Source organism: Micromonospora sp. NPDC048905, assembly GCF_040649655.1.
GTDB lineage: Bacteria > Actinomycetota > Actinomycetes > Mycobacteriales > Micromonosporaceae > Micromonospora.
The window spans coordinates 255,932-280,067 of sequence record NZ_JBEZFV010000002.1 but is presented as its reverse complement, the minus strand read 5'-3'; the positions used below and the strand labels follow the sequence as shown (position 1 = coordinate 280,067).

Below are 24,136 nucleotides of genomic sequence, written 5' to 3'. Positions count from 1 at the left end.
AGCGGCGTCCCGGCCCGGTGGCAGGAACGTGGTGGTCAGATGCGTTGGGGTTCGACGGTCGGTGGGTCGAGGGCGGCGCGCAGCGTGAAGCGGCTGTTGGCCCAGACGACGTAGAGCAGCGGCGCGGCGGCGAGGCCGAGCGCGATCGCGGGGCGGGCCGCCAGAAGCTGGGCGAGCAGCACGAGCACGAGCAGAGACACGGCGGTGAGGTACCACCGACGCACCGCCAGGTACACGCAGGTACGGGCTACCTCGCGCAACCGCGCGGTGGGTCGGTCGGCGAGGGTCACCAACCCGAGCAGCGCGGTCGCGACGGTGAGGACGATCAGGGTCGCCAGCACCGGCAGGGCAAGCGCTCCGACCCGGTGGCCCCACGCGGCGCGGGCGTCGACGGCGAGCACCACCAGGGCGGTCATGGCCGCCGCCGTCCAGAGCATCGCCGGTCGGGCGGTGGCTCGCCAGGCGCGGCCGTAGGTGCGCAGCACCCCGCCGGTGTCGCCGGCCGAGTAGGCGGACATGACCGCGAAGGCCGCACAGAGCCCGGGCGCGCAGAGCGGAGCGGTCAGCGCATACAGCGGCCAGGACCGCGCCGCGTCGGTGGTGAACGCGAGCGTCACCAGTGGCAGGCAACCGAGCACCAGCAGCACGTTGGTGGTGAGCGCGGCGTAGATCCCGTCGAAGACGGCGGTCATGGTGTGGTGGCGCGAACGCATGGGCCTCAACCCTTCAGTCCGGTCGAGGCGACGCCCTCGATGAAGTAGCGCTGGCCGAGCAGGAAGATGACAGCGACGGGCAGCACGGACAGCACCGAGCCCGTCATGATCAGCGCATACTCGGCGTTGTACTGGGAGATGAAGGTGTTCAGCCCCAACTGGATGGTGCGCAGCTCCGGGCTGCGCAGGTAGACGAGCGGGCCGAGGTAGTCGTTCCAGGTGGTCGTGAACATCAGCAGGGCCAGGCTGGCCAGCGCCGGCCGGGACAACGGCAGAATGATCCGTCGGTAGATGCCGTACTCGCTGAGTCCGTCGACCCGCGCCGCCTCGCTGAGTTCCTCGGGGATCGTCTCGTAGAACTGCTTCATCAGGAACACGCCGATCGCGCCGAACGCCTGGATCGCGACGATCGACCACAGCGTGTTCGACAGGTGCAGCTTCGACATGAGGATGAACTGCGGGATCATGTACGACTGCCAGGGCACCGCGATCGTCCCGACGTACGCCAGGAAGAGCAGGTTGCGGCCGGGGAAGCGGACCCGGGCGAAGCCGTAGGCCGCGAAGCTGCCGGTGAACACCTGCAGGAAGGTGACGATCACCGACAGCAGCAGGGTGTTCCACAGCCACGTCGTCATGTCCGAGCGCTGCCAGATGTCGACGTAGTTGCGCCACACCACCGGATCGGGAAGCCAGGTGATCGGGATGGTGAAGACGTCGTTGTTGGTCTTCAACGACGCCACCACCATCCAGAAGAACGGCAGCAGCAGCCCGGCCGCCGCGAGCGCGAGGGCGGCGTACCCGAGGATCCGCCCGCCCAGGGACCGGACCGGTCGACGGGGCGCGCGATTGCCGGGCGCGGCGACGGCCGGGGTGGGCAGGGAGAGGTCGGTCGCGGTCATCAGCTGTTCCTCCGCTTGTTGACCATGAACTGGATGACCGTGATGCCGAAGCAGATGGCGAACAGGACGATGGAGACCGCCGAGGCGTAGCCGAACTGGTTCTCCTCGAAGCCCTTCTGGTAGATGTACTGCGAGAGCACGAGTGTCGACTGGCCCGGTCCGCCGCCGGTCATCACGAGGATGAGGTCGAAGACCTTGAAGCTCTCGATGGTGAGCAGCACCGTGACGAAGAAGGTCGTGGTCCGTAACCCGGGGAGGGTCACGTGCACGAACCGCTGCCACGGTGAGGCGCCGTCGGTCTCGGCCGCCTCGTAGAGCTGGGCCGGGATGGTCTGCAGGCCGGCCAGGAACAACAGCATGTAGTAGCCCATGTACCGCCAGGTGCCGACGATGATGACCGCCGGCATCGACCAGGTCGCCGACGCGGTCCAGCCCGGCGGATCGTCCACCCCGACGGCACCGAGGAGAGCGTTGATCGGGCCGTACTCCGGGCTGAACAGCTGGTTCCAGACGACCGCGATCGCCACGATCGAGGTGATGTAGGGGAAGAAGGCGATGGTGCGGAAGAACCCCACGCCGCGCAGTTTGCGGTTGAGCAGCAGCGCCAGCCCGAGTGCTGCCCCGAGGGTCAGCGGGATGTGGAAGACGGCGTAGTAGACGGTGTTGCGCAGTGCGGTCCAGAAGCTCGTGTCGTCCCACATCCGCCGGAAGTTGGCGGTGCCGGTCCACTCGGCCACCCCGAAGACGTTCCAGTTGGTGAAGGCCACGTAGAACAGCACGACGACGGGTAGCAGGGTGAGCGCGGCGAAGCCGAGGAAGTTGGGAAGGATGAACGACCAGCCGGCGACCGTGTTGCGCGACACCAGCCGCCGGTTCCTGGGTCTTGTGGACGGCAATGTTGCCATAGGGAGTCTCCGGAAGCGTTCGGCCTGGGGGCGGGACCGGCGTGCGGCGTAGGCGCGCCGGACCCGCCATCAGCTCACTGGTTGAGGACTTCGTTCTTGGCGCGGTCCTGCGCCTTGCTCAGTTCCGCGTCGACGCCCTTGCTGTCGGAGAGGATCGCCGAGTGCGTCTCGTTGAGGAGGTTCTGCAGGCCGGCGGTGTGCTTCGACACCGGGTTCTCCGGCTTGATGGTGTGCTTGGCGTAGGCGAACTTCGACAGCTCGTCCTGCGGCACGCCGTCCAGCCCGAACAGCGTCGCGGTGACCGCGTCGGTGACCTGGGCCGGGGTGATGCCGATCCCGGTCAGCGCCTTGCCGGCGTCCGGGCCGGCCGCGTACTTGAGGAAGTCCTTGGCCGCGGCGGTCTTGGACTTGCTGATCTTCGGGTTGATCCCCAGGCCGGTCGGATCACCGAAGGTGACGGGCGTGGCGGAGGTGCCGGTGGTGGACTTGTCGAACTGCGGCGCCGGCGCCATGCCCCACTCGAACTTGTCGGCGTCACCGCTCTTGCGCTGGTTGAGCAGCGTGGCCACGTACCAGGTGCCCATCAGCAGCATCGCCGACTGCTGCTTGCCGAACTGCGCCTGGTAGGTGAGCTTGTTGGTCTTCGCGGTGCCGAAGGTCGGCTGCGCGCCGGACGCCTGCAGGTCCAGTGACTTCTCGTAGTACGGCTTCAGGAAGCCGAAGTTTCCGGAGAGCAGGTCCGCGTTGGGGGTCTGCGCGAGCGCGAATCCCTGCACCGTCGACTGGAAGGTGTGCTGGTACGCGCCCGTCGCGTTCGAGCCGGCCCCCTTCAGCCCGGTGTGCAGTCGCTTCGCCGCGTCGGTGTAGTCGTCCCAGGTCCAACTGCCGTCCGGGGGCGTCACCTTCGCCTTCGCGAACAGGTCCTTGTTGTAGAACAACACCCACGAGTCCTGCCGGTACGGCACCGCGTACGCCTTGCCGTCCACCTGGTACGACGCGAGTCCCGGGATCGAGCCGAGACCGGAGGCGGCGTCGGAGACGTCGAGCAGCTGACCACCGCTCTGGTACGTGTAGAAGTTCTTGAGGTTCTTCATGACGTAGACGTCCGGGGCGGTGCCGGCGGCCAGGTCCGTGATCATCTGGGTGTCGTAGTCGTTGCCCGGGGCGTACTCCTTGAGCTCCACCGTCACGTTCGGGTGGGTCGCCTTGAAGCCGTCGGCGAGCGTCTTGAACTCGGGCGTGGACGCCAGGCTCCAGCCGGCCAGGGTGATCGTCACAGGGGCGTTGGGGTCGACTGGCTCGTCCCCGCCTCCGCAACCGGTGAGTACGAGCGTCAGGGCCGTCGCAGCGCTGATGACGGCCGGTATCGCACGCTTCATCCCTTTCTCCTTCAGGTCAAGGGCCCGGACGGGCCCGCACTGCTACCAGGCCGCTTGGGTGGGCCTGGGATGTTCCGTGTCCAGACGGGTCGACGTGCTGACCCCGTCGGGCCAGTCGACCGCCAGGTGGAGGCCGTGGCCGTCCTCGTCGACCACGGCCTGGCATGCCTGCCCGGCCGTGGCCACCGGCACCCTGGACAACTCGGTGAAGGTGGCGACCCAGGTGCCCGGCCGGACGGGGTGATCCAGCCAGGGCACGACCAGCCCGCCGGCCAGGGGTCCGCCCTGCGGGACGGCGGTGGTGCCGGCCGTCCCTCCGCCGTGCACGCTCTCGAGCAAGCTGGTCAGGCCGGCGCCGGTCACGACCGCCGCCCGGTCGCTGAAGGTCGCCGTGGCGTCCCCGGGAACGGCCCAGCCACCGATCCGCAGCCACAGCGCGGCCGCCTCGACGCCGTCGGCGAGGCCGTCGACGCGGGTCAGGCGCAGCTCCCAGGGGCCTCGGACCAGCGAGTACACCGTGAGGTGCCCGGCCGGTCGGTAACGGCCCACGCGGCCGCCGCCGTGATCGCGCTGACCCGGATCCGGGTCGACCCAGTGGGCGAGGGCACGTGACCCGGCCACCCCCACCCCGTCGGCGTCGACGTGGACGGTCAGCAGGCGCATGCCGGCGCGGTGGGTGACCCGACCCGCGTCGTCGACGAGAGTGACGGACTGTTCGAGCGGGCTGGCCCAGCCGCTGTCGTCGAGGACGGGAGTGGTGGCGGTGGAGTAGCCCAGTCGGGCGTAGAGGGGGGAGTCCGAGACGGTGGCACCCTCGACGGCGTGGTCGGTGCCGTGGTTGACGACGCGGACGATGCCGTCGGCGCGGGTGCTGGAGACCAACCAACCGGGCGCGTGTATCGCCCGTACCGCGTCGCGCTCCTGCACCGGCAGCGGCTCCTCGGGCGCCGTCCACACCGGATGGTCCGCGGGTAGCGCGATGCCGAGCAGACCCTTGCTGGCCCAGTACGGCGAGCCCGGCCCGGAGTACGACTGCGCCAGTCGCGGCCACGGCCCGTGCCAGCCGAGGGTGAGCAGGCCGCGTTCGTCCAGGGCGTCGTTGGCGACGAAGTGGCGCACGATGCGGGTGGCCGCGCCGCGCAACCGGCCGAGGCTGACCGAGGGCACGCCGGCGATGGCGCCGACCCAGAACGGCGCCGCCGCGGCGAAGCGGTAGATCAGGCTTCGCCCCTGGATCAACGGGGACCCGTCGGCGCCCACGAGCGCGACCGCGTCGCTCAGGAAGCGGTCGAGGCCGGCCAGGTCCCGTTCGCGGCGCTGCTCGGCCAGGTCGGCGGCGCCGGCCATCCGAGACCACAGCGTCGGGTAGAGGTGCAGGGCCCAGCCCACGTAGTGGTCGTAGGCGCGGTCCGGCCCGTCGGACATCCAGCCGTCGCCGCGGACGAAGCCGTCGTGCGTGGTCAGGTCCTCGTTCATCTCGTCGAGCGAGTGCGGCCCGCCCACCGACCGCAGGAACGTCTGGACGACCAGCCGGAACCAGACCCAGTTGATCCGGGGGTACGTGTCGTCGCCGACCGCCGGGCGCAGATAGTCCACCACCCGCTCCCGCACCGCCGACGGCAGCCGGTCCCAGATCCACGGGCGGGTCAGGTCCAGGACCAGCGCGATGGAGGCCGCCTCCACCTTGGCCTGGGGGTGCTCGTCCAGGCGTACCCAGCGGTCCGGAGAGCGCGGGTCGGTGCCGGCGGTGATGCCGGCCGTGTACCGGTTCACGAGGTCGTCCACGCCCACTCCCTGGGCGCCGGCGATGCGGAAGCCGGCCAGCAGGAAGGTGCGGGCGAAGCCCTCCAGGCCGTCGACGGCCCGTCCGTAACCGCCCTCCGGCCCGGGGAACGTGACGAGGGCGTGCCCGGGCGACGCGAACGGACGGGCGGCGGCCAGCATCCGGTCGGCGAGGGCCAACCAGTCATCCCGGCTCCAGGTCGCGGCGAGCGCGGCACCCGAGTGCGTCCCCGGTGCCGGCTGGCCGGTCGTCCCGAACGTCATCCGAGGTCCTGTCGCATCGATCCGTCTCCGTGAAGGTGGCGAGCGGGGCGTGCCGCTAATGTGACGCGCAGGCATCCGCAGGGTTTCCGAAGTAAAACGCTCACAACAGAGCAAGTCAATGCTTCTCTTCGACCGATGTGAACACACCTGATCAAAAGGATGCACGTTGCGGCGTCAACCTGGTGTCCCTGTGGGCACTCGACTGCCATAAGTGCTCTGATACGATCAAAATCGTTCAGACTCGCTCTACCAGTCCGAGGGGCCATGACCGTCGCAGAGCGCTTCGCGGGCCCTCTGGCTGCGGCCTGGCCGGGCAACCGCACGGACCTGCTGGCACGGGCACTCGCGCCACCGGACGGATCGTTGCCGGTGCCGCCGGCGCGCGAGCGTGCCGTGTGGGCGCACCCGCACGCCCCCACGATGCGACAGCTGCGCACCCGGGCCGAGGACGACCTCGCCACCCCCTGGCCACTCCCACTGGCCCACCAGTACGCCCGGTACTTCCGCGACGGCGAACGCGACACGTACGAGCAGGTGGTCTTCGCCCGGCAGCGGCGCCTGACCCGGGCCGCCGTGCTCGCCGCGGTCACCCTCGACCCGACCTGGCTGGACGAGGTGGTCGACGGCGTGACCCTGCTGTGCGAGCAGAGCAGCTGGTGCTGGCCGGCGCACGACGACACCCGCGCCGTGCACGGCGCGGTGCTGCCGACCGTGACCGATCCGTATGTCGACCTCGGGGCGGGAGAGGTCGCCGCCCAACTGGCCTGGGTCGACCACCTGCTCGGCGAGCCGCTCGACGCACACGCCCCCGGCCTGCGGGCCCGGATCCGGCACGAGGTCGACAGGCGCGTGCTCACACCGTTCGCCCAGCGCCGCGACTGGCACTGGCTCGGCCTCGACGGCGACGTGCACAACTGGAGCCCGTGGATCCACGGCAACGTGCTCGTCGCCGTACTGCGCCTGGTGGACGACCCACCCCGGCGCGCCGGGCTTGTCGACCTGGTGGTCGAGGGGCTCGACCGGTACGTGGCGTCGCTGCCCGCCGACGGGGCCATCGACGAGGGCTACGCCTACTGGTGGAACGGCGCGTGTCGGGCCCACGAGGCACTGGACCTGCTCGCCCACGCCACCGGTGGCGCGTTCGACGGCGTGCCGGCCGATGCCCTGCGGCACACCGTCGCCTTCCCACACCGGATGCACCTGGGCGGCGACTGGTACCTCAACCACGCCGACGGGCCGGCCCGGCCCTCCGGGGGCCAGCCCTGGCACGCCCTGCACCGGGCCGCCCGCCGGGTCGGGGACACCGACGCGCTGGCGTACGCCGCGGCGCACCGCCGTCCCGACGCGCCCGTCGCGGACGAGGGACACGGCCTGGGCCGGCTGCTGCTGGCAGTGACCGACCCGGCGTGGATCTCCGCCACCCCAGAGCCGGCACCGCTGCCGCGCGACGTGTGGCTGCCCTCCGTCCAGGTGCTGCTCGCCCGCGCGGCGGCCGGCAGTCCCGGCGGGCTGACCCTGGCGGTCAAGGGCGGGCACAACGGCGAACACCACAACCACAACGACGTCGGCAGCATCGTGGTGGCCCTCAACGGGGTGCCGATGGTCGTCGACGCCGGGCGGCCCACCTACACGGCGCAGACCTTCGGGCCCGGTCGGTACGACATCTGGACCATGCGCAGCGACTGGCACAACGTCCCGCACATTCGCGGCACCGAGCAGGCGCCCGGTCACACTTTCGCCGCCCGGCACGTCACCGCCACCACCGACGACGCCGACGCCGAGCTGCGGCTGGACGTCGCCGGGGCGTACCCGCGCGCGGATGTCCGGCACTGGTGGCGCAGCTCGCGGCTGGAACGCCACAGTGGACGCGTCGTCATCGTCGACGCCTGGCAGCTCGACCCCTGGGCGCCCGACCGGGACCAGGCAGTCCCGCCGACCCACGTCCACCTGCTCGTCGCCGGCCAGGTACGGCTCGGCGACGGCCGCGCCGAGGTCACCGCGCTGGACGGCGCCGGTCGACTCGGGCTCAGCTGGCAGCCGGCATCGGCGCCCTGCGCCGCGACGATCCGGCAGATCACGGATCCCCTGCTCCTCGACGTGTGGGGAGAGCAGCTGACCCGGCTCGCGATCGACGTCACCGCGTTCGGCCCGGCCGGCGAGCTCGTCGTCGTCATGCAAGAGCTCTCGCCGCACGAAGCGTTCCTCGGAGGTCCCTCATGACCAAGGACAGTCCCGTCGTCACCACGGCGGAGTCCTCCCGCGGGCCGCTTCAGGTCGTCCGCCGCCAGCAACTGTTGGCCGCCCTGCAACGCGACGGCTCGATGCGGGTCTCTGACCTGTCCCAGGTGCTGGGCGCCGCACCGGTCACCATCCGGCGCGACATCGCGGAGCTGGCCGCCGAGGGACTGGTCCGCCGCGTCCACGGCGGGGTCGCCCTGATCCTGCCGGACGACGCCCCGGCGGCAGACGAGGCGCCGGTCGCCGGTCTGACCCCGCTGGGCGGGCGCGCCCTCGGCATGCTCGTGCCCTCGTTGGACTACTACTGGCCGGACGTGGCCCGCGGGGTCGAGGGCGCCGCCCGCGAGCTCGACATGCGTGTGGTTCTGCGGGGCTCCTCCTACGACACCGAGGATGACCAGCCGCAACTGGTCCGCCTGGTGGAGCGGATGGGCGTCGACGCGCTCATCGTCGCGCCGAGCATGGACGCGCCGAGCGCCGAGCGCACCATCGAGTGGCTCGACCAGGTCGGTGTCCCGGTCGTCCTGTTGGAACGCACCGCCACGGTGGGCAGCCACCACGCGGTCATGGAGTCGGTGGTCACCGACCACGCGCTCGGCGCGGCCATGGCGGTACGCCACCTCACCTCGCTCGGGCACCGCAAGGTCGGCCTGGTGCTCGACGCCAACAGCCCCACCAGCCAGCACGTCCGGCGCGGCTGGCTCGACGCCACGACCGAGTACGGCCTCGACCCGGACGCGACGGTGGTGGCCACGGTGCCCGACGCCCGGTCGCCGGAGCGGGACAGCGTGCTCCACGACGTCCTCGACAGGTGCCGGGCGACCGGGACGACGGCGCTGCTGGTGCACGCCGACGCCGAGGCCATCGCGCTGGTGCAGCACTGCGAGGAGCGGCACCTCTCCGTTCCCGGTGACCTCTCCATCGTGGCGTACGACGACGAGGTCGCCGGGCTCTTCAGCCCGCCGCTGACCGCGGTCCGACCACCACGACGCTCGATCGGGCGGGCCGCCGTGCGTCTCGTCGCCGACCGGCTCGTCGACCCCGACCTCCCCACCCACCGGATCGTCATCAGCCCGTCCCTGCGAATCCGGGGGTCGACCGCGCCGCCACCCGCGTAGGTGTTGCCCTCGACCTCAACCCATTGCCGAACGTCCTCGGTCACCGGCGATGGACATGGCACGATGGCCGTGTCCTGCGCCGCCGGTGGCCGGGCACGACACTGATGGAGTCGGGATGTCAGAGCTGGCCGGCGCACCGGTGCCGGGGTTGGCGAAACTGTGGACGCACGACCCGCTCACCGCCGGCCCGTACCGGCTGGTCGGCCGGCTGGGCGCGGGTGGGCAGGGGGTCGTCTACCTCGGTGAGGACGACGCCGGTGACCGGGTCGCGGTCAAGATGGTGAACGTCGATCTGAGTGATCCACGGGCACGGTCGCAGTTCGTGAAGGAGATCGCCGCCGCACGGCGGGTCGCTCCGTTCTGCACCGCGCAGGTCCTCTTCGCCGAGGTGGACGGCGAACGGCCCTACGTGGTCAGCGAGTTCATCGAGGGCCTGACCCTGCACCGGCACGTCCGCGAGCGCGGTCCGGTGACCGGCAACGCCCTGCACCGGCTCGCGGTCGGCACCGTGACCGCGCTCGCCGCGATCCACAGTGCCGGCGTGGTGCACTGCGATCTGAAGCCGGACAACGTGGTGCTGGGCGAGGACGGTCCTCGGGTGATCGACTTCGGCATCGCCCGCGCGTTGGGCGTCACCGACACGGCGACCAGCCGGGTCATGGGGACCACCGCGTACATGGCGCCCGAACGGTTCCGCAACGACGCGGTCGGCCCGCCCTGCGACGTCTTCGCCTGGGCGGCCACGATCGCCTTCGCCGCCGGTGGTCGGCCGCCGTTCGGCAACGACTCGCTCTTCGCCGTGATGCACCGGGTGCTCAACGACCCGCCCGACCTGCCGGCGCTGCCTCCCGTCCTGGACGAGCTGATCCGGGAGTGCCTGTCCAAGGACCCGGCGGACCGGCCGGCCGCGGAGCGTGTGCTGGTGCGGCTGCTCCGGCAGGATGGCCGGGTCACCGATCCGCTGCGTCGGGACCACCTGCTCGAGGTCGGTAACAAGACCGCGGGCGCGCCCACACCGAACCACCCGCTGCCACCGGTCACGCCCACGGCACCGCACCCGACGCGACCGCAGATACCGACCCAGCCGACCCAGCCGGCGCACGTGTCGGTGCCGGCCCGGTCGGCGCCCGTGCCGGTGACCCAGCCGGCGTACCCGCCGGCGACGGAGTCCGTCGTCGGCGCTGGTGATGGCGGCGCGATGCGGCGGCTCCGGACGGAGGCCCCGGACGCCTGGGGCATCTCGACCGCGCTCTTCCTGGGTTCGGTCGGCGCCGCCGCCGGTTACGTCGCGTCGAGCGCGGTCGGCCCGGCCGCCGCCGTCGGGGCGATCACCCTCGTCGTGGTCTACCTGGTTCGACTGCTGGTCGCGACGGCGATCGGGGGGCGACCCGACCGGGGGTGAGACGCGCGCTGGGGCCGCGATCGCCGGCTGGCGTCGCATCGATAGGTTGACTGCCACCAGCCGCCCGCCGAGGAGGACGTCCCGATGCCCCCAACCGCCACGCGTACGCGGCAGTGGTTGCCGTACACCGCCGCCGTCACCGCCGGGCTGGTGGTCATCGCCGGGGCGTTCGTGGTCGTCCGGCAGCGCGAAGCCGACTGCACCACCACGCTCGAGGTCAACTCCTCCACGGAGAAGGCGGCTCTGCTCGTCGACCTGGCCGAACGCTACAACCGCAGCGACCGGTCGATCGATGGCGGCGGCTGCGCCCAGGTGCACGTCAGCGCGTTGAACTCGGGCAAGGCCACCGAGGCGCTGGGCACCGGCTGGGCCAACACCGGCCTGCCGCAACCGCAGGTCTGGTTGCCGACGTCGAGTCTCTGGACCGGCCAGCTCCGCCTGCTCGACCAGGCCGCCGGCCGGGAGCCGCAGACCCCGGACCACTACCCGTCGATCGCCAACAGCCCACTGGTGATCGCGATGCCGCAGCCCAAGGCCGAGCTGGTACGCCAGCGCGGGTCGCTGGGCTGGGGGGAGATCCTGGGCCTCTCCGGGCGGGACGGGTGGGCGGGCTTCGGCAAGCCGGAGTGGGGCCGCTTCACCTTCGGCAAGGACAACCCGAACCTCTCCACCTCCGGGCTGGCGGCAACCATCGCCACGTACTACGCGGCGGCGCAACTGTCCAGCGACCTGAAGCGGTCCGACCTGGCCAACCCGACGGTCACCCAGTTCGTCAGGCGGATCGAGGCCAACGTGGCGCACTACAGCGACGACTCGGTGGACCTGCTGCGCAGTCTCGCCGAGGCGGACCTGGCCGGTGGCGCGGACCGCCCGGACGACATGAGTGCCATCGTCCTGCAGGAGGAGCTGGTCAACCTCTACAACACGGGTGCGCTGAGCCCCCGGCAGGACGGGCAGGAGCGGGGTCGCCGGCCGAACGTCCCGCTGGTCGCCGTCCATCCCAGGGAGGGCACGTTCAACCTGGACCACCCGTTCGTGGTGCTGCCCTCGGCCGATCGGCAGCAGAGCGCGGCGGCCGCCGACTTCCAGAAGTTCCTGACCGAGGACGACCAGCAGGAGAGCTTCACCCGCCTCGGCTTCCGGGATCACCAGGGCCGCGCCTCGGCGGAGTTGCTCGCCAGCGTCGGCCCCGAGCCCACCGCCGGACTCACCTACTTCAAGCCCCCGGATCCGCAGGTGGTCGGAGCGATGCTGGACGGTTGGCGCACGCTCCGCAAGAAGGCCAACATCCTGATCGCCCTGGACACCTCGGGGTCGATGGACGTGCAGGTCGGCACCGCGGGTAGCCGTTTCCAGGTTGCCTCCGCGGCGGCGGGCAAGGGTCTCGCGTTGCTCAACACCGAGGACCGGGTGGGGCTCTGGTCGTTCTCCTCCGAGACGCCGCCGAAGCGCCCCTACCGGGAGGAGGTCCCGCTCGGCGATTTCGACCAGAAGCGGATCAACAGCAAGATCGCGGGCCTTAACGTCGCCGGCGGCACCGCCCTCTACGCGACGATCCGGGCCGCACATCAGGAACTGCGCGACAGGTACGACCCGCAGCGGATCAACGCGATCGTCGTGCTGACCGACGGCAAGAACGAGTACAACCCGGACAACGACCTGGACCGGTTGCTCGCCGAGGTGGCCCTGGACCCGGATCGTCCGGTGAAGGTGTTCTGCATCGCCTTCGACCGCGATTCGGACTTCGCCACCCTGGACCGGATCGCCAAGGCATCGTCGGGTAAGGCCTTCGACGCCACCGATCCTGCCACCATCGAGGAGGCGTTCGTGAAGCTGGTCAGCAGCTTCTGACGTACTCCCCGGCCGTCACCGGACCTCGGGAGACCCCGAATGCCGGCAGCGCGTGCGACCTCCGGAGCGGGTGACAGCGGCCGGTAGGGTGAGTTACCGATCAACGCGAACGGTGGTGCCGGTGAGTCTGATCCAGGCGGGTGTCACCGCGATGACGACGATGCTGGCGGTCCTGATCGGTGGGTGGCTCACCGTCCGAGCCCAGGATCGGCTGTGGCGGCGCGACCAGGATCGACAGTGGCGTGACATTCGGCTGCACGCGTACACCGACTTCGTCGGCGCGGTCCGGGAGTACGTGGCTTTCGTCCTCAACCCGGCCGCCCGCATCACCGCGGTGCCGCGCCCGCGTGATCCAGGTGATCTCATGCCGTTCTTCGACGACGAGGGCAGCCGCTACCGGGAGCGGCTGGAGAGCACCAAGACCGCGCTTCGGCTGGTGGCCGGCGATGTCGAGGTGGTGAGCGGTTCGTCGGAGCTGGTGCGACAGGCCCGGCTGTTGGCGGCCGCACGGGCGGGTAGCGGCGCCGAGGCGTTGCCCGCGGATCGGTTCGACGCCCTGTGGGAGGCCGAGCGCCGATTCATCGAGGTGGCCCGGGCCGAACTCGGCCTGGCCTCCGCGTTCGCGCGCTGACCGGTCAACGCCGTCGTCGCAGTCACGCCAGACGCGTCACCACGACCGGGGTGGGCGTTGGTCGGTCGATCGCCGCGATGACCCGTTTCGCCGCGTAACCGCCCGATGCGGCACGTACCGCTCGATGCCGGCACTTATTGACGCGTAGTGGCGCGTCACCCGCGCGCACATGGGGAGATAGAACGGTCGGTCTTGATGAGGTGAGTCGCGATCGGTACGGTATTCAGGGACAGAACGTTCGTTCTACCCGGTGCCAGCCGGGTGTGCGGCTGTGCCTGAAGGAGACCGCTATGCCCACCAAGATCACGCTTGTCATCGGTAATCCCGCCGACCCTGGCGAGTTCGAGAAGGTCTACGCCGACGTGCGCCGGGCCGCGGAGACCTTCCCGAAGCTTCAGCGGGCCGAGTCGGCCAAGGTGTGGCCGAAGGAGGACGGCACGCCCGCCCCCGCGTACCGGACGCTCGACCTGTACTTCGCCAGCTACGAAGACGCCGCTGCCGCAGTCGCGACGCCCGCTGCCGGCATCGTCTTCGGCGGCCTCCAGGGCGCTCAGGTGGAGATCACCGGGCTGTTCTCGAACATCGAGTAGCACCGCCGTCTCGTCCCGGTGGTGGTCCGCACCCCCGCTGGGCGTCCCCTTCGCTCCGCAATCCCCGAGAGGATGACCATGACCACCGTTGCCGTTCCCGGCATCTCGACGACGGCCGCCGCCCTGCGGCGGTTGTACTTTGGTCGCTTCGCCTTCGCGATCGTCTGGGCTGCCGTGACGTTCCCCCTCGCCAAGCACCTCAACCCCCTCACCGCGGCGCTGCTCGTGCTCTACCCGCTGTTCGACGTGGCCGCCGCCATCGTCGATGTCCGCACGTCGCGCACCACCGGATCGCCCACGCTGCTGTACGCGAACATGGCGATCAGCCTGCTCGCCGCGGTGGGCCTGGGTATCGCCAGCGCGTCCGGCATCCCGCCGGTCCTGCGCGTCTGGGGCGCCTGGGCGGTCGTGGCCGGGCTGATCCAGTTGGTCGTGGGCGTCACCCGCCGCAAGATGGGCGGCCAATGGCCGATGATCATCAGCGGGGGTATCTCCGTCGTCGCCGGTGGGTCGTTCTTCGCGGCCGCCTCCGCGGACAACCCGGTGCTGACCAACGCGATCGGCTACGCCATCCCCGGCGCGATCTTCTTCCTCATCGCGGCCATCCGACTCGGCCGTGTCGCGAAGGGACACTGAGGTGGAGAACGCCACGTACGACGTCGTTGTCATCGGCGCGGGGCCGGTGGGGGAGAACGTCGCCGACCGGATCGTGCGGGGCGGCCTGACCGCCGCGATCGTCGAGCGGGAACTGGTGGGTGGTGAGTGCTCGTACTGGGCCTGCATGCCGACCAAGGCGTTGCTGCGCAGCCAGACCGCGCTCCGGGCGGCGCGTCAGCTGCCCGGTGCGCGCGAGGCGGTGACCGGCGAGTTGGACGCGGCGGCCGTGTTGCGCCGCCGGGACGCCTTCGCCGCGCACTGGAAGGACGACGGCCAGGTGTCCTGGCTGAACTCGGCGGGCATCGCGCTGTATCGGGGCCAGGGAAGGATCAGCTCCGACCGGATCGTCGAGGTGACCGGGGCGGGCGGCGCCACCACCTCGCTCACCGCCCGGCACGCGGTCGTCATCGCGACCGGAACCAGCGCACTGGTGCCGGACATCGCCGGTCTGCGCGAGGTGGCGCCGTGGACCAGTCGTGCGGCGGCCGCCGCGAGCGAGGTGCCCGGCCGGCTCGCGATCATCGGTGGCGGTGTGGTGGCCGCGGAGATGGCGACCGCGTACGCGGGCCTCGGATCGGCGGTGACGGTGCTGGCCCGGGACGGCGTGCTCACCCAGGCGGAGCCGTTCGTCGGCGAGCGCGTCACGCGGTCCCTGCGGGACGCCGGCGTGGCGGTCCGTCTCGGTGTCGAGGCCACGTCGGTCAGCCGCGACGGCGACGGTACGGTGCGCATCACGCTCACCGACGGCGCACCCGTCGACGCCGACGAGATCCTCGTCGCGATCGGCCGTACGCCGAACACGCAGGACGTCGGCCTCGACCGGGTCGGCCTGGAGCCCGGCGCCTGGCTCGCGGTCGACGACACACTGCGGGTGGTCGACGGTGCCGGAGCGTTGATCGGCGACGGATGGCTGTACGCGGCCGGGGACGTCAACCGGCGTGTGCTGCTGACCCACCAGGGCAAGTACCAGGCTCGCGCGGTGGGCGACGTCATCGTGGCGCGGGCCAGGGGCGAGGCGGCAGACGACCGCCCGTGGGGCCGGCACGTCGCCACCGCCGACGAGCGCGCCGTGCCGCAGGTCGTCTTCACCGATCCGGAGGTCGCGTCGGTGGGGCTGACCGCGGCCGCCGCCGAGACCGCCGGGCTGCGGATCCGGGTCGTCGACTACGACCTGGCCGCCGTCGCCGGGTCCGCGCTGCACGCCGACGGCTACCAGGGGCACGCCCGGATGGTCGTGGACGAGGACCGACGGGTGATCGTCGGCCTCACCCTCGTCGGTCCGGACGTTGCGGAACTGATCCATGCCGCGACGATCGCCATCGTCGGCGAGGTCCCACTGGAGCGGCTGTGGCACGCCGTGCCCGCGTACCCGACCGTCAGCGAGGTGTGGCTACGCCTGCTGGAGGCGTACGGCCGCTGACGGGACCCGTGCGGCGGTTAACGGGCCGGCTCTGCCGACTGGCGCTCCGAGTTGATTCTGAGGAGCCCCTCGACGCCGCGCAGGAAGGTCTCGGACACCAACGTGGGGTCGGACAGGCATCCGGCCGCCATGGCGCCGTCCCGGAGCATGACGAAATGGCGTGCGGCGGGATCCGCCGTTCCTTGGTGGACCTGCGCCATGAGCGTGGTGATGGTCTCCAGGAACCATTGCCGGTGGGCCGTGAGTTCTTGGTGCACCGGATGGTTCAGGTCGGGATATTCCGCCGCGGCATTCAGGAACGCGCACCCACGGAAACCGGGGGACTGGATGTTTCGGGCGATGGAACCGGCGATGGCCAGGAGGGGATCGACAGGCGATCGGTTGGCGGCGAGGGCCTCGTCGACCATGCCGCGCTCCAGCTGATGCACCTCGCGCAGGTAGGCCAGGATGAGGTCGTCCTTGCCGGGGAAGTGCCGGTAGAAGGTGGCCCGGGTTACCTTCGCCTCGGCGATGATCCGGTCGACGCCAACGGAGTGAATGCCCTCGGCGTAGAAGATCCTGGTCGCCGTCTGGAGAAGCCTGAGTCGTGCCGCAGAGGGCCGGGCATCGGGTTCGTCGCGCGTCACCCGACCATCTTAGCGAATAGAACGTTCGGTCCGCCCCGACGTTTGACGATGGGCTGCGTTTTGTCGATCTCGCTGACAATGGGCTCGTCGGTGCTGGATTCTGAAGACTGCGACCCCCCGGAGTTGAGGTTGCGGACTGCATGCGCTGCCGGGAAATGCTCCGTCGACCGTTCTCGCCCATCCGTTCCGCGTACCACACGCAGCGGTCGGCGAGGCCTCTCGAAAGGATTTCCAGATGAGCCCTGCTGCTGACCTGCCTGCCCAGGAGGCAGGAATGCCGACAATCGTGCTGATCCACGGGGCATTCGCCGGCTCGTCGAGTTGGAATGGGGTGATTGCCAACCTCAAGCGTCAGGGCTACCCGGTCATTGCCGTCGCCAACCCGCTGCGCGGTGTGCAGAAGGACGCCGCCTACGTCCGGGCTCTTCTGGACAGCCTGTCCGGACCGGTCGTGATGGCCGCCCATTCCTACGGCGGGCTGGTCATGACCGAGGCCGCCGATGGTGCATCCAACGTCAAGGCCCTGGTGTACGTCGCCAGCGTGAGCCCGGACGTCGGCGAAAGTGTGGTCGGGTTGCTCGCCAAATACCCCGGAAGTCAGCTCGCCACCAGCATCAACATGGTGCCGGTCCCTTCCGACGACGGTGGAATGACCATGGATCAGTACCTCGTGCAGGACAAGTTCCCGGAGGTGTTCGCCGCCGACGTCGACCGCGCCACCGCCGAGATCATGGCGGTGACGCAACGGCCCGCGTCGGCGAGCGCCCAGGAGGAGAGTGTGACCAAGGCGGCCTGGAAGACTATTCCCTCCTGGACTCTGATCAGCACCCAGGACCAGGGCATTCCCCCAGACCTGCAACGCTTTCTGGCCGACCGGGCGGGGTCCACCACAGTCGAGATCGCCGCCTCCCACGCGGTGGCAGTCTCGCAACCCGGCCCGGTAGCCGACCTCATCGACACTGCCGCTCGCGCCACCGCCCGCTAGTGCTGGACCCGGGTGCGCTGACCCGTCGCCGCCCGCGCCGGGACGACCCGTTGGTCACCGCCGCGCCCGGCGGTGACCTGGGTACGGCCACCGCCGGTCCGGCTCGGCGTCAGAGCCGGGAGGTGAAGGTGGCCAGGAAACGGTGCGGGGTGACCACGCCGGCGTTGTCGAAGCAGATCACGTCGACGTCGGCGTTCGTGGTGTAGGGCCAGGGTTGGGTGAGGTGGCAGTAGTTACTGCCGGTGCCCTGCGCCACCACCTGTGCGTGCGTCTCCTTGAGGCCGACCTGCGGGAAGGTCGCCAGGTAGCGGCCGGCGGGCGCGAGCGCCGCCACCGTGTTCGCGCCGACACCGAGTACCGAGTTGTCGTTCGTCGGACCGCCGACGGCGGTACCGAGGTAACCGAAGTACGACGGTGGGGCGAGGGAGCCGATCACCGGCCGCCGACGGTGGTACGAGAGGACGAAGTCGGTGTTGACGAACGCGCCGGCCTGGTCGTAGCAGAAGACGTACACCTGCACACCGGTGCCGACCGCGCTCCAGGAGTAGACCTTGCACCGGCGCGGGCCGGCGTTCGGCTGCACGGCGGTGACCTGCACGTTGCCGGCGAGCACCCCGGCCAGCCCCACCCCGGGCAGCCGCACCAGGTACTGCCCGACGCCCACCGGTCCGGCCGTGTTGACCGCGCCCGTGGAGTTGTACGACTGCGCCAGCAGGGCGCTGCTCCACTGCACGTACGCGTGGGAGGTGCCGGCCGGCAGCACGCCCGAACTGGTCGTCCAGAGCACGGTGAACGGGGTGTCGTCGCGTGTGCCGCCCGGCTTGTGGCACTGCACGTCGACGATCTCGTCGACGCCGGACTGGAACCAGCGAACCACCTCGCAGTAGTGCCCGGTCCGGTTCACCGGGGTCACGTGCGGCACGCCGCGCGCGCCGGCGCCCACCTGTGGGAAACGTACCTGGAACCGGCCCGGCGCGAGCTTGATGCCGGTGGCCCAGGCGGCCGGGAACGCGGTCTTCCAACTACCCCACTGCCGGCTGGTATCGAGCACGGTCCAGACCGCGACGGTGGGGTCCTTGACGTACGCGAAGCCCCAGCGGTCGGCGGTGGCCGCGGCGGCCGGTGCCGCCGGGGCGAGCGCGCCGGCGGCCAGGACCGCGGCCAGTGCCGCGGTGACGAACGATCGGAGACGCATCTGTTCCTCCAATTCGACGGGAACATGTCGGGGAGGAGTGTGCTCGCGGTGATCTCATGGTCACAGTCAGCTAGCAGGTGCGGCGGTGTCGGTTGTCCGCTACTGGTGGACGGCGTCAGGTCACCTGGCCGGCGTCCGTCTCGTCGAGGGTGCAGATCGCGACTCTGGTCTCGACGCCGTCGTCGTGCAGCAGGTGACGGGTGCGGGAGAGGTCGGGGAAGGCGCCGTCGAGGGGATGTGTCAGCAGGCGGGAGAGCGCGGTGGCGTACTTGGCCATCGTGGTCCTCCCCGGAATGAAGATCGACAGTTCGTCCCGGGCGTCGAAGGCCTGTACCTCGACGACGCGGGACAGGGCCGCGACCGCTCCCGCGTCCGCCGTGACGGGCACCTTCACCAACCACCACGGCCCCCCGCCGCTGCTGCTCTGCCGCTTCTGTTCCGGGGTTTCGATGGCCGGGGTCCGCCACGGCACCCCCGCCACGACAGCGCCGCACGACTCCACGGTCTTGACCACCTCCTGAACGGTGGCGACGGCCTCGGACTCGTCCCACTCGGACCGGTCGTGCCCGGCCGGCCGTCCAGCAACCAGCGTCGACACCACTGTCATCTCGGGTGCGTGGCGCAGGTGCACCTCCGGCCACGAGGAGAGGAACTCCCGCGCGTCGCGGATCGCCTCGTCCTGGGTCTGTCGCTGGCGCTGCACGTCGCCGCTGTGCGCCTCCAGCAGGGCAGCCGCAGTGTCCGGCTCGTCGAGCGCCCGGCGGACAAGCTTGACACTCATCCCGGTGCCGCGCAGCACGGTGATCAGCATGGCGCGTTCGACCTGGTCGAACGTGTACGAGCGGTAGCCGGTCTGCTCGCTCACCGCGGCGGGGACCAGCAGACCCTCGGAGTGGTAGAACCGCAACGTCTGCGGCGACAGATGGCACATCTCGCTGAAATCGCTGATGGACAACATGGCACCATGCTGGTCCCTGCGGTAACCACAAGGTCAAGCGCCGGTCGACGGCGACGCAACGACCCGCTGGGTGGCTGCCGAGAAGACAGCCGGGCCGAACTAACGCTGACGCTCGTCGATGTTGCCAGGGCGCATCCAGACGTGTTGGAATGGGCTCATATCGCCGCAGCGCGGGGGCAACCGTGCTGAGAACGGCCAGCACGGGAGCAGCTCAGTGCCGGCAGCGCGCCGCCTTGGCGGTCGCTCGCCTGCCGTATCGCCGGGTCATCGCCATGACGACGGGCGTCCTGCCGGGCAGGCAGCCGCGCCCGCCGTCCGTGTCCCCGGTCCGTGCCGTCGACGGCTGACGTGGTCGACGTTCGACACTCCGGGGCGTCCGATTCGGTCTGCCCACGCACAAACCGGCGACGAGGTGAGAAGCAATCATGGTTTCCCGAGAGAGTTTCGCGGGATGGTACCGACACCGCCTGGTGTGGGTGGCGGTGATCCTGCTGGCGGTGTCGGCCGGCGCGGTCGTCCTGGTCAACCGGGCCGGCCCGGAGACGAAGCCGGCGGACCTGCAGACGCAGATCATGGCCCGGATGCGTACCGTGCTGGAACAGGCCGACCCGGGCCAGCACAACCACGCCGGGCACAATGCCCAGCAGGCCGCCGCCGGGGAGAAGCCCGCGGTGATCTGCGGGGTCCGCGTCTACGGCTACGAGCCGACCGAGGTCACGGCGCTCGCCGACGTACGCACGGTCTACGGCTTCCACCTCTGCGGGGTCGCGGAGCGAGGGCGGCCCTGGGACGTGGCGGTCAAGCTGGCCGGCCCCGTGATCATGGACATGTCCAAAGAGCCGCCGGGCATCCAGGTCGTCGAGGCGACCGCCGAGGTCATGTTCACCGACCGGGTGAAGCAGATGTTCCCGGCCAAGTACGCGGAGTTGGCGCTCAAGGAGGCGCTTGCCGAGTCGGAGATGGCCGACCAACGCCGCCGGTACGACGCCGCGGCCGGGATGTGATTCCTCATCCGGGGCGGGATCTCACTCGCGAGCGCCGATCGCGACGACGGGCTGCGACCGCATGGCGAGCCGAGTCGAGATCATGATGGCGGCCGAGCCGAGGAGCGCGGCGACGGCGACGATTCCCAGATAGACGAGCGGTGGCACCGACGGGATCGGCGTTCTGGTCAGCGCGATGCTCGTGCCGACCACCGGCGGGGCGGCGGCCAGGGTTCCGATGAGGACGGCCGCCACCACGATGATCCTCGTCTCGCCGCGCATCATCGCGAACACCTGGCCACGGGTGGCGCCGACCAGTTGGAGCAGCGCGAATTCGCGAAAGCGTGCGGCGGTGGCCATCACCAGGGTGTTCACCACGGCGATCGCGAGGTAGCCGAGGAGGACCGCGTTGAGAATCAGACCCGTCGCCGACTCGCCGGCGGCCGCTGCGCTCTGCGCGGCGACGAACGACTCACGGTCGTTCACCTGGACGGTCGGAAGGTGGTGGACGGCGGCTCGCAACGCATCGCCGAGTGCCCCGACGTCGGTGCCCGAGGCCGCCGCGACCAGCATCGCGAAGTCCAGGTGGTCGGTGGTGTGCTCCAGGACGAGGTCGTGCGGCAGCGTGACGTCACCGAGGCCGAGCCCTCTGTCGTACCGCGCCACCACAGTGGGTCTGATCGGCGTGCCGTCACCGAGACGAAGGTCGACGGTGTCGCCGAGCGCGGCGCCGAGGGTGTCCGCCGCGATCCGGCTCAACGCCACCGTGTTGCCCCGCAGATTCGCGACATCGCCGTCGAGGACGGCGAGATCCATGGTCTCGACGAGCCGGTCACCGATGACGCCCTGCGCCGCGTAGGTCCTGATCTGAGGGCTCTCCTCCGGTCCGAAGACCGCAAGCGTCCGCGTGCGGACGACCGGGGTCACCGCCGAGACGCCGGACACCCCTCGGAGTACGTCCGCGACCTCGGGCGACACTCCGGCGGACGTGGACGTGACCGTGTAGTCCGCGCGCAGTCCGTCCGCGGCCTGATCCTGGGCGGCCGCGCTCGCGGTCGTTGCGCTGAAGAGCTGCCCGGCGGCCAGGGTGATGCCCATGATCAGCGGAGTGGTCGCCGCGGCGAGCCGCCGTGAGTTGGCGTGCGCGTTCGCGGTCGCGAGGAACCCGCTGACGCCCGGCCGGCGGTTCGACCAGGGGCCCAGCACGGTGACGGCGCCCCCGAGCAACCGCGGTCCCAGCAGCGCAACGGCGAAGATGAGCAGGAACGCGGAGAAGGCCGCGCTTTCCGCGGCTCCCTCACCGGGTAGCACCAGCGGAAGCACGAACGCCATGGCGAGACCGGCGGGGACCAGCAGCACGCCGACGGTCAACCGGATCCACCCGAGTGTGGGTGGTTCCACCGCGGCCTCGCCGAGCGCGTCCACCGGCTTGAGTCGGGCCGCGCGCCGGGCGGCTATCCAGCCGCCCAGACGAGCGCCGACCAGGCACAGCACCATCGCCCCGAGTACCGGCAGTGGGCTGATCGACAGCTCGAAGTCGTCGGGTACCGCGCCGGCCAGGATGAAGGCTTCGCGGAGGAGGAGGCTCAGTCCGATGCCGGGAATCACCCCGAGCACCGCCCCCAGCGTGCCCACCACCATGGTCTCGGCGCCGATCATGCCGAGCACCTGCTTCGGGGTCGCGCCGATCGCCCTCAGCAGCGCCAGTTCCCGTAGCCGCTGCCGAACGGACAGGGCGAGTGTGCTCGCCACGACGATCATGATCACCAGAACCATACTGCCGCCGAACGCCAGGGACATCTCGCTGATGAACGAACGTGTGCTGCCGATGTCCAGGAACTCGGCCTCGCTCCGGTCGCGGTCGGCGTAGACGACCACGTCGGCGACGGCCGCCTCGATGGCGCTCGCCAACTCGTCGGCATCGACACCCGGTGCGGCCAGCACACCGACCGCGTCCACCCGGTCCGGTTGGCCGGTCAGTTCCCGAGCCCGATCGTCGGTGAAGAACACCGCGGACTGCCGGGCGAGTTGTCGTCCAGGCAGACCCCCGATGCCCACCACCCGGTACGTCGACACGGTCGAGCCGACCGCGAGTCGTACCGACGCGCCGACGGTGACGCCGGCCCGCTCGGCCAGCGCGGAGTCCAGCACCACGTCGTCCGGTCCGGTCGGGGCGCGGCCGGCACCCGTGGTGAACGGGCCGAGCGCCGCCGACGACCAGCCATGCCCGAGCGTCGGTGTGCCGTCCGGCCCGGCGAGCACCTCGGCGTCCGCTGTCACCAGGCTGACCGGGACGGTGACGTCGGCGATCGCCGCCCGCACGCCCGGCACTCGCGCGACGTCGCCGACCCGGTCGGCCGGCAGCGTGGCCCGCTCGCCGAACCGGGGATCCACGTCGTCGGCCACCGGCAGCGCCTGCCTGGCGCCCACCACCAGGTCGGCGGCCTGGTAGCGCTCGGTCGGCACGCCCGAGCGCTCGCTGCTCTCCAGCAGGATCCCGCAGGCCGTGATCACCGCCGAGCCGCACAGCACCGCGACGAATGCCGCGACGAACCCGCCCTTGCGCCCCCTGATCGTGCTCCAGGCCAGCGCCAGCGAGCGCTGCGACAGCACGCGGCGACTCACGGCTCTCCCAGGTGGGTCATCCGCTCGGCGATCTGCTCGACGGACGGTCGGGTCATCTCGCCGGCCAACCGGCCGTCGGCGAGGAACACCACGGTGTCGGCCTGCGCGGCCGCGACCGGATCGTGCGTCACCATCAGCACCGTCTGTCCCAGGTCGTCGACGATCTTCCTGAGCAGTGCCAGGATCTGCCGCCCGGTACGGCTGTCCAGCGCACCCGTCGGCTCGTCGGCGCACACCAGGTCGGGTCGGTTGATGAGCGCTCTGGCGATCGCCACCCGCTGTTGCTGGCCACCGGAGAGCTGACTCGGGCGCCGGTCGTGCTGCTGGGTGAGCCCGACCGCGGCCAGGACACTCGCGAGTCGCTCGGGATCGACAGGTCGCTCGGCCAACCGGACGGGCAACGTGACGTTGTCCGCCACGGTCAACGCGCCGAGCAGGTTGTACGCCTGGAAGACGAACCCGATCCGATCCCGGCGCAGCTCGGTCAACCCGGTCTCGGAGAGACCGGACAGGTCCGTGTCGCCCAGCACGACCCGGCCCGACGTCGGGCGGTCCAGACCGGCCGCGCAGTTCAGAAACGTGCTCTTGCCGGAACCGGACGGACCCATGACCGCGGTGAACGTGCCGTGCGGGAACCCGGCCGTGACCCCGTCGAGGGCGCGTACCTCGTTCCTCCCCGACCCGTAGACCTTCGACACCGAATGCAGTCGCACGGCGCACGGTGGCGTCGTGGCCGTCGGCATCGCGCCCGGCGGGAGCGAACGGGTCGCGGTGGCCTCGGCCAGCGGGCCGCGCCGTCTCGATGGGTTCCTGCTGTCGCTCCTCATTCGTCCGACGCTAGGGTCCGCAGCGTCGGATACCGATACCCTGTACCACCGGATGCGAGGTACAGCTGGCTGTAGTGCCGCGGGCGGT

At 70.7% G+C, this 24,136-nt stretch carries 20 protein-coding genes; 10 read left to right on the top strand and 10 right to left on the bottom strand.

Going from position 1 to position 24,136, the window contains the following annotated elements; all coding sequences use genetic code 11:
* Nucleotides 1–35: 35 nt before the first annotated feature.
* The 5 genes from AB0C01_RS06140 to AB0C01_RS06120 all read right to left on the bottom strand — a co-directional run bounded on the left by AB0C01_RS06140 (nucleotide 36) and on the right by AB0C01_RS06120 (nucleotide 5,942).
* A complete protein-coding gene (locus AB0C01_RS06140) occupies nucleotides 36–713 on the bottom strand; it encodes a hypothetical protein (protein WP_357570401.1) in 678 nt (225 codons plus the stop codon).
* Between the two features lie 5 nt (nucleotides 714–718).
* Nucleotides 719–1,612, bottom strand: a complete 894-nt coding sequence (locus AB0C01_RS06135) for a carbohydrate ABC transporter permease (RefSeq protein WP_357240127.1) — start codon at nucleotides 1,610–1,612, stop codon at nucleotides 719–721.
* A complete protein-coding gene (locus tag AB0C01_RS06130; RefSeq protein ID WP_357570400.1) occupies nucleotides 1,612–2,475 on the bottom strand; it encodes a sugar ABC transporter permease in 864 nt (287 codons plus the stop codon). The genes AB0C01_RS06135 and AB0C01_RS06130 overlap by 1 nt, the downstream gene beginning before the upstream one ends.
* A 116-nt stretch (nucleotides 2,476–2,591) precedes the next feature.
* Entirely contained in the window at nucleotides 2,592–3,896 is a 1,305-nt protein-coding gene (locus AB0C01_RS06125; RefSeq protein WP_357240118.1) for an extracellular solute-binding protein, read from the bottom strand.
* Nucleotides 3,897–3,938: 42 nt separating this feature from the next.
* Nucleotides 3,939–5,942 carry a DUF2264 domain-containing protein gene (locus AB0C01_RS06120; protein WP_357570399.1) on the bottom strand — a complete coding sequence of 668 codons (2,004 nt, stop codon included), beginning with the start codon at nucleotides 5,940–5,942 and terminating at the stop codon, nucleotides 3,939–3,941.
* Nucleotides 5,943–6,206: 264 nt separating this feature from the next.
* Between AB0C01_RS06120 and AB0C01_RS06115 the strand changes: the two genes are divergently transcribed.
* The 8 genes from AB0C01_RS06115 (at nucleotide 6,207) to AB0C01_RS06080 (ending at nucleotide 15,849) form a co-directional block, all read left to right on the top strand.
* Nucleotides 6,207–8,162, top strand: a complete 1,956-nt coding sequence (locus AB0C01_RS06115; RefSeq protein WP_357570398.1) for a heparinase II/III family protein — start codon at nucleotides 6,207–6,209, stop codon at nucleotides 8,160–8,162.
* Entirely contained in the window at nucleotides 8,159–9,298 is a 1,140-nt protein-coding gene (locus AB0C01_RS06110) for a substrate-binding domain-containing protein (RefSeq protein WP_357240108.1), read from the top strand. Before AB0C01_RS06115 ends, AB0C01_RS06110 begins: the two co-directional genes overlap by 4 nt.
* A 115-nt stretch (nucleotides 9,299–9,413) precedes the next feature.
* Complete coding sequence (locus tag AB0C01_RS06105; protein WP_357240105.1) at nucleotides 9,414–10,700, top strand: protein kinase; 1,287 nt, start codon at nucleotides 9,414–9,416, stop codon at nucleotides 10,698–10,700.
* An 84-nt stretch (nucleotides 10,701–10,784) separates the two neighbouring features.
* Nucleotides 10,785–12,551: an extracellular solute-binding protein gene (locus AB0C01_RS06100; RefSeq protein ID WP_357570397.1), complete on the top strand. Its 1,767-nt coding sequence runs from the start codon at nucleotides 10,785–10,787 to the stop codon at nucleotides 12,549–12,551.
* Between the two features lie 121 nt (nucleotides 12,552–12,672).
* Nucleotides 12,673–13,182 (top strand): hypothetical protein, encoded by a 510-nt coding sequence (locus tag AB0C01_RS06095; RefSeq protein WP_357570396.1) that lies wholly within the window; start codon nucleotides 12,673–12,675, stop codon nucleotides 13,180–13,182.
* A 290-nt stretch (nucleotides 13,183–13,472) separates the two neighbouring features.
* Nucleotides 13,473–13,772, top strand: a complete 300-nt coding sequence (locus AB0C01_RS06090; RefSeq protein WP_357240095.1) for a hypothetical protein — start codon at nucleotides 13,473–13,475, stop codon at nucleotides 13,770–13,772.
* A 78-nt stretch (nucleotides 13,773–13,850) separates the two neighbouring features.
* On the top strand, nucleotides 13,851–14,408 hold the full coding sequence (locus AB0C01_RS06085) for a hypothetical protein (RefSeq protein WP_357570395.1): 558 nt from the start codon (nucleotides 13,851–13,853) through the stop codon (nucleotides 14,406–14,408).
* Between the two features lies 1 nt (nucleotide 14,409).
* Nucleotides 14,410–15,849: an NAD(P)/FAD-dependent oxidoreductase gene (locus AB0C01_RS06080; protein WP_357570394.1), complete on the top strand. Its 1,440-nt coding sequence runs from the start codon at nucleotides 14,410–14,412 to the stop codon at nucleotides 15,847–15,849.
* A gap of 17 nt (nucleotides 15,850–15,866) precedes the next feature.
* On the opposite strand, the gene AB0C01_RS06075 is transcribed toward AB0C01_RS06080, so the two are convergent.
* A complete protein-coding gene (locus tag AB0C01_RS06075; protein ID WP_357240086.1) occupies nucleotides 15,867–16,475 on the bottom strand; it encodes a TetR/AcrR family transcriptional regulator in 609 nt (202 codons plus the stop codon).
* 235 nt (nucleotides 16,476–16,710) lie between these two features.
* On the opposite strand from AB0C01_RS06075, the gene AB0C01_RS06070 reads away from it, so the two are divergent.
* Complete coding sequence (locus AB0C01_RS06070) at nucleotides 16,711–17,460, top strand: alpha/beta hydrolase (protein WP_357570393.1); 750 nt, start codon at nucleotides 16,711–16,713, stop codon at nucleotides 17,458–17,460.
* 109 nt (nucleotides 17,461–17,569) lie between these two features.
* Here AB0C01_RS06070 and AB0C01_RS06065 read toward each other — a convergent pair whose 3' ends face one another.
* Nucleotides 17,570–18,655, bottom strand: a complete 1,086-nt coding sequence (locus AB0C01_RS06065; protein ID WP_357570392.1) for a hypothetical protein — start codon at nucleotides 18,653–18,655, stop codon at nucleotides 17,570–17,572.
* Nucleotides 18,656–18,770: 115 nt separating this feature from the next.
* A complete protein-coding gene (locus AB0C01_RS06060) occupies nucleotides 18,771–19,613 on the bottom strand; it encodes a MerR family transcriptional regulator (RefSeq protein WP_357240078.1) in 843 nt (280 codons plus the stop codon).
* Between the two features lie 425 nt (nucleotides 19,614–20,038).
* Between AB0C01_RS06060 and AB0C01_RS06055 the strand changes: the two genes are divergently transcribed.
* On the top strand, nucleotides 20,039–20,617 hold the full coding sequence (locus AB0C01_RS06055; protein ID WP_357570391.1) for a hypothetical protein: 579 nt from the start codon (nucleotides 20,039–20,041) through the stop codon (nucleotides 20,615–20,617).
* Nucleotides 20,618–20,638: 21 nt separating this feature from the next.
* On the opposite strand, the gene AB0C01_RS06050 is transcribed toward AB0C01_RS06055, so the two are convergent.
* Together AB0C01_RS06050 and AB0C01_RS06045 are read right to left on the bottom strand one after the other, a co-directional pair.
* Nucleotides 20,639–23,221 carry an FtsX-like permease family protein gene (locus AB0C01_RS06050; RefSeq protein ID WP_357570390.1) on the bottom strand — a complete coding sequence of 861 codons (2,583 nt, stop codon included), beginning with the start codon at nucleotides 23,219–23,221 and terminating at the stop codon, nucleotides 20,639–20,641.
* The gene (locus AB0C01_RS06045) at nucleotides 23,218–23,964 is read right to left on the bottom strand and encodes an ABC transporter ATP-binding protein (protein WP_357240069.1); all 747 of its coding nucleotides are present in this window, start codon (nucleotides 23,962–23,964) and stop codon (nucleotides 23,218–23,220) included. Before AB0C01_RS06045 ends, AB0C01_RS06050 begins: the two co-directional genes overlap by 4 nt.
* Nucleotides 23,965–24,136: the final 172 nt, after the last annotated feature.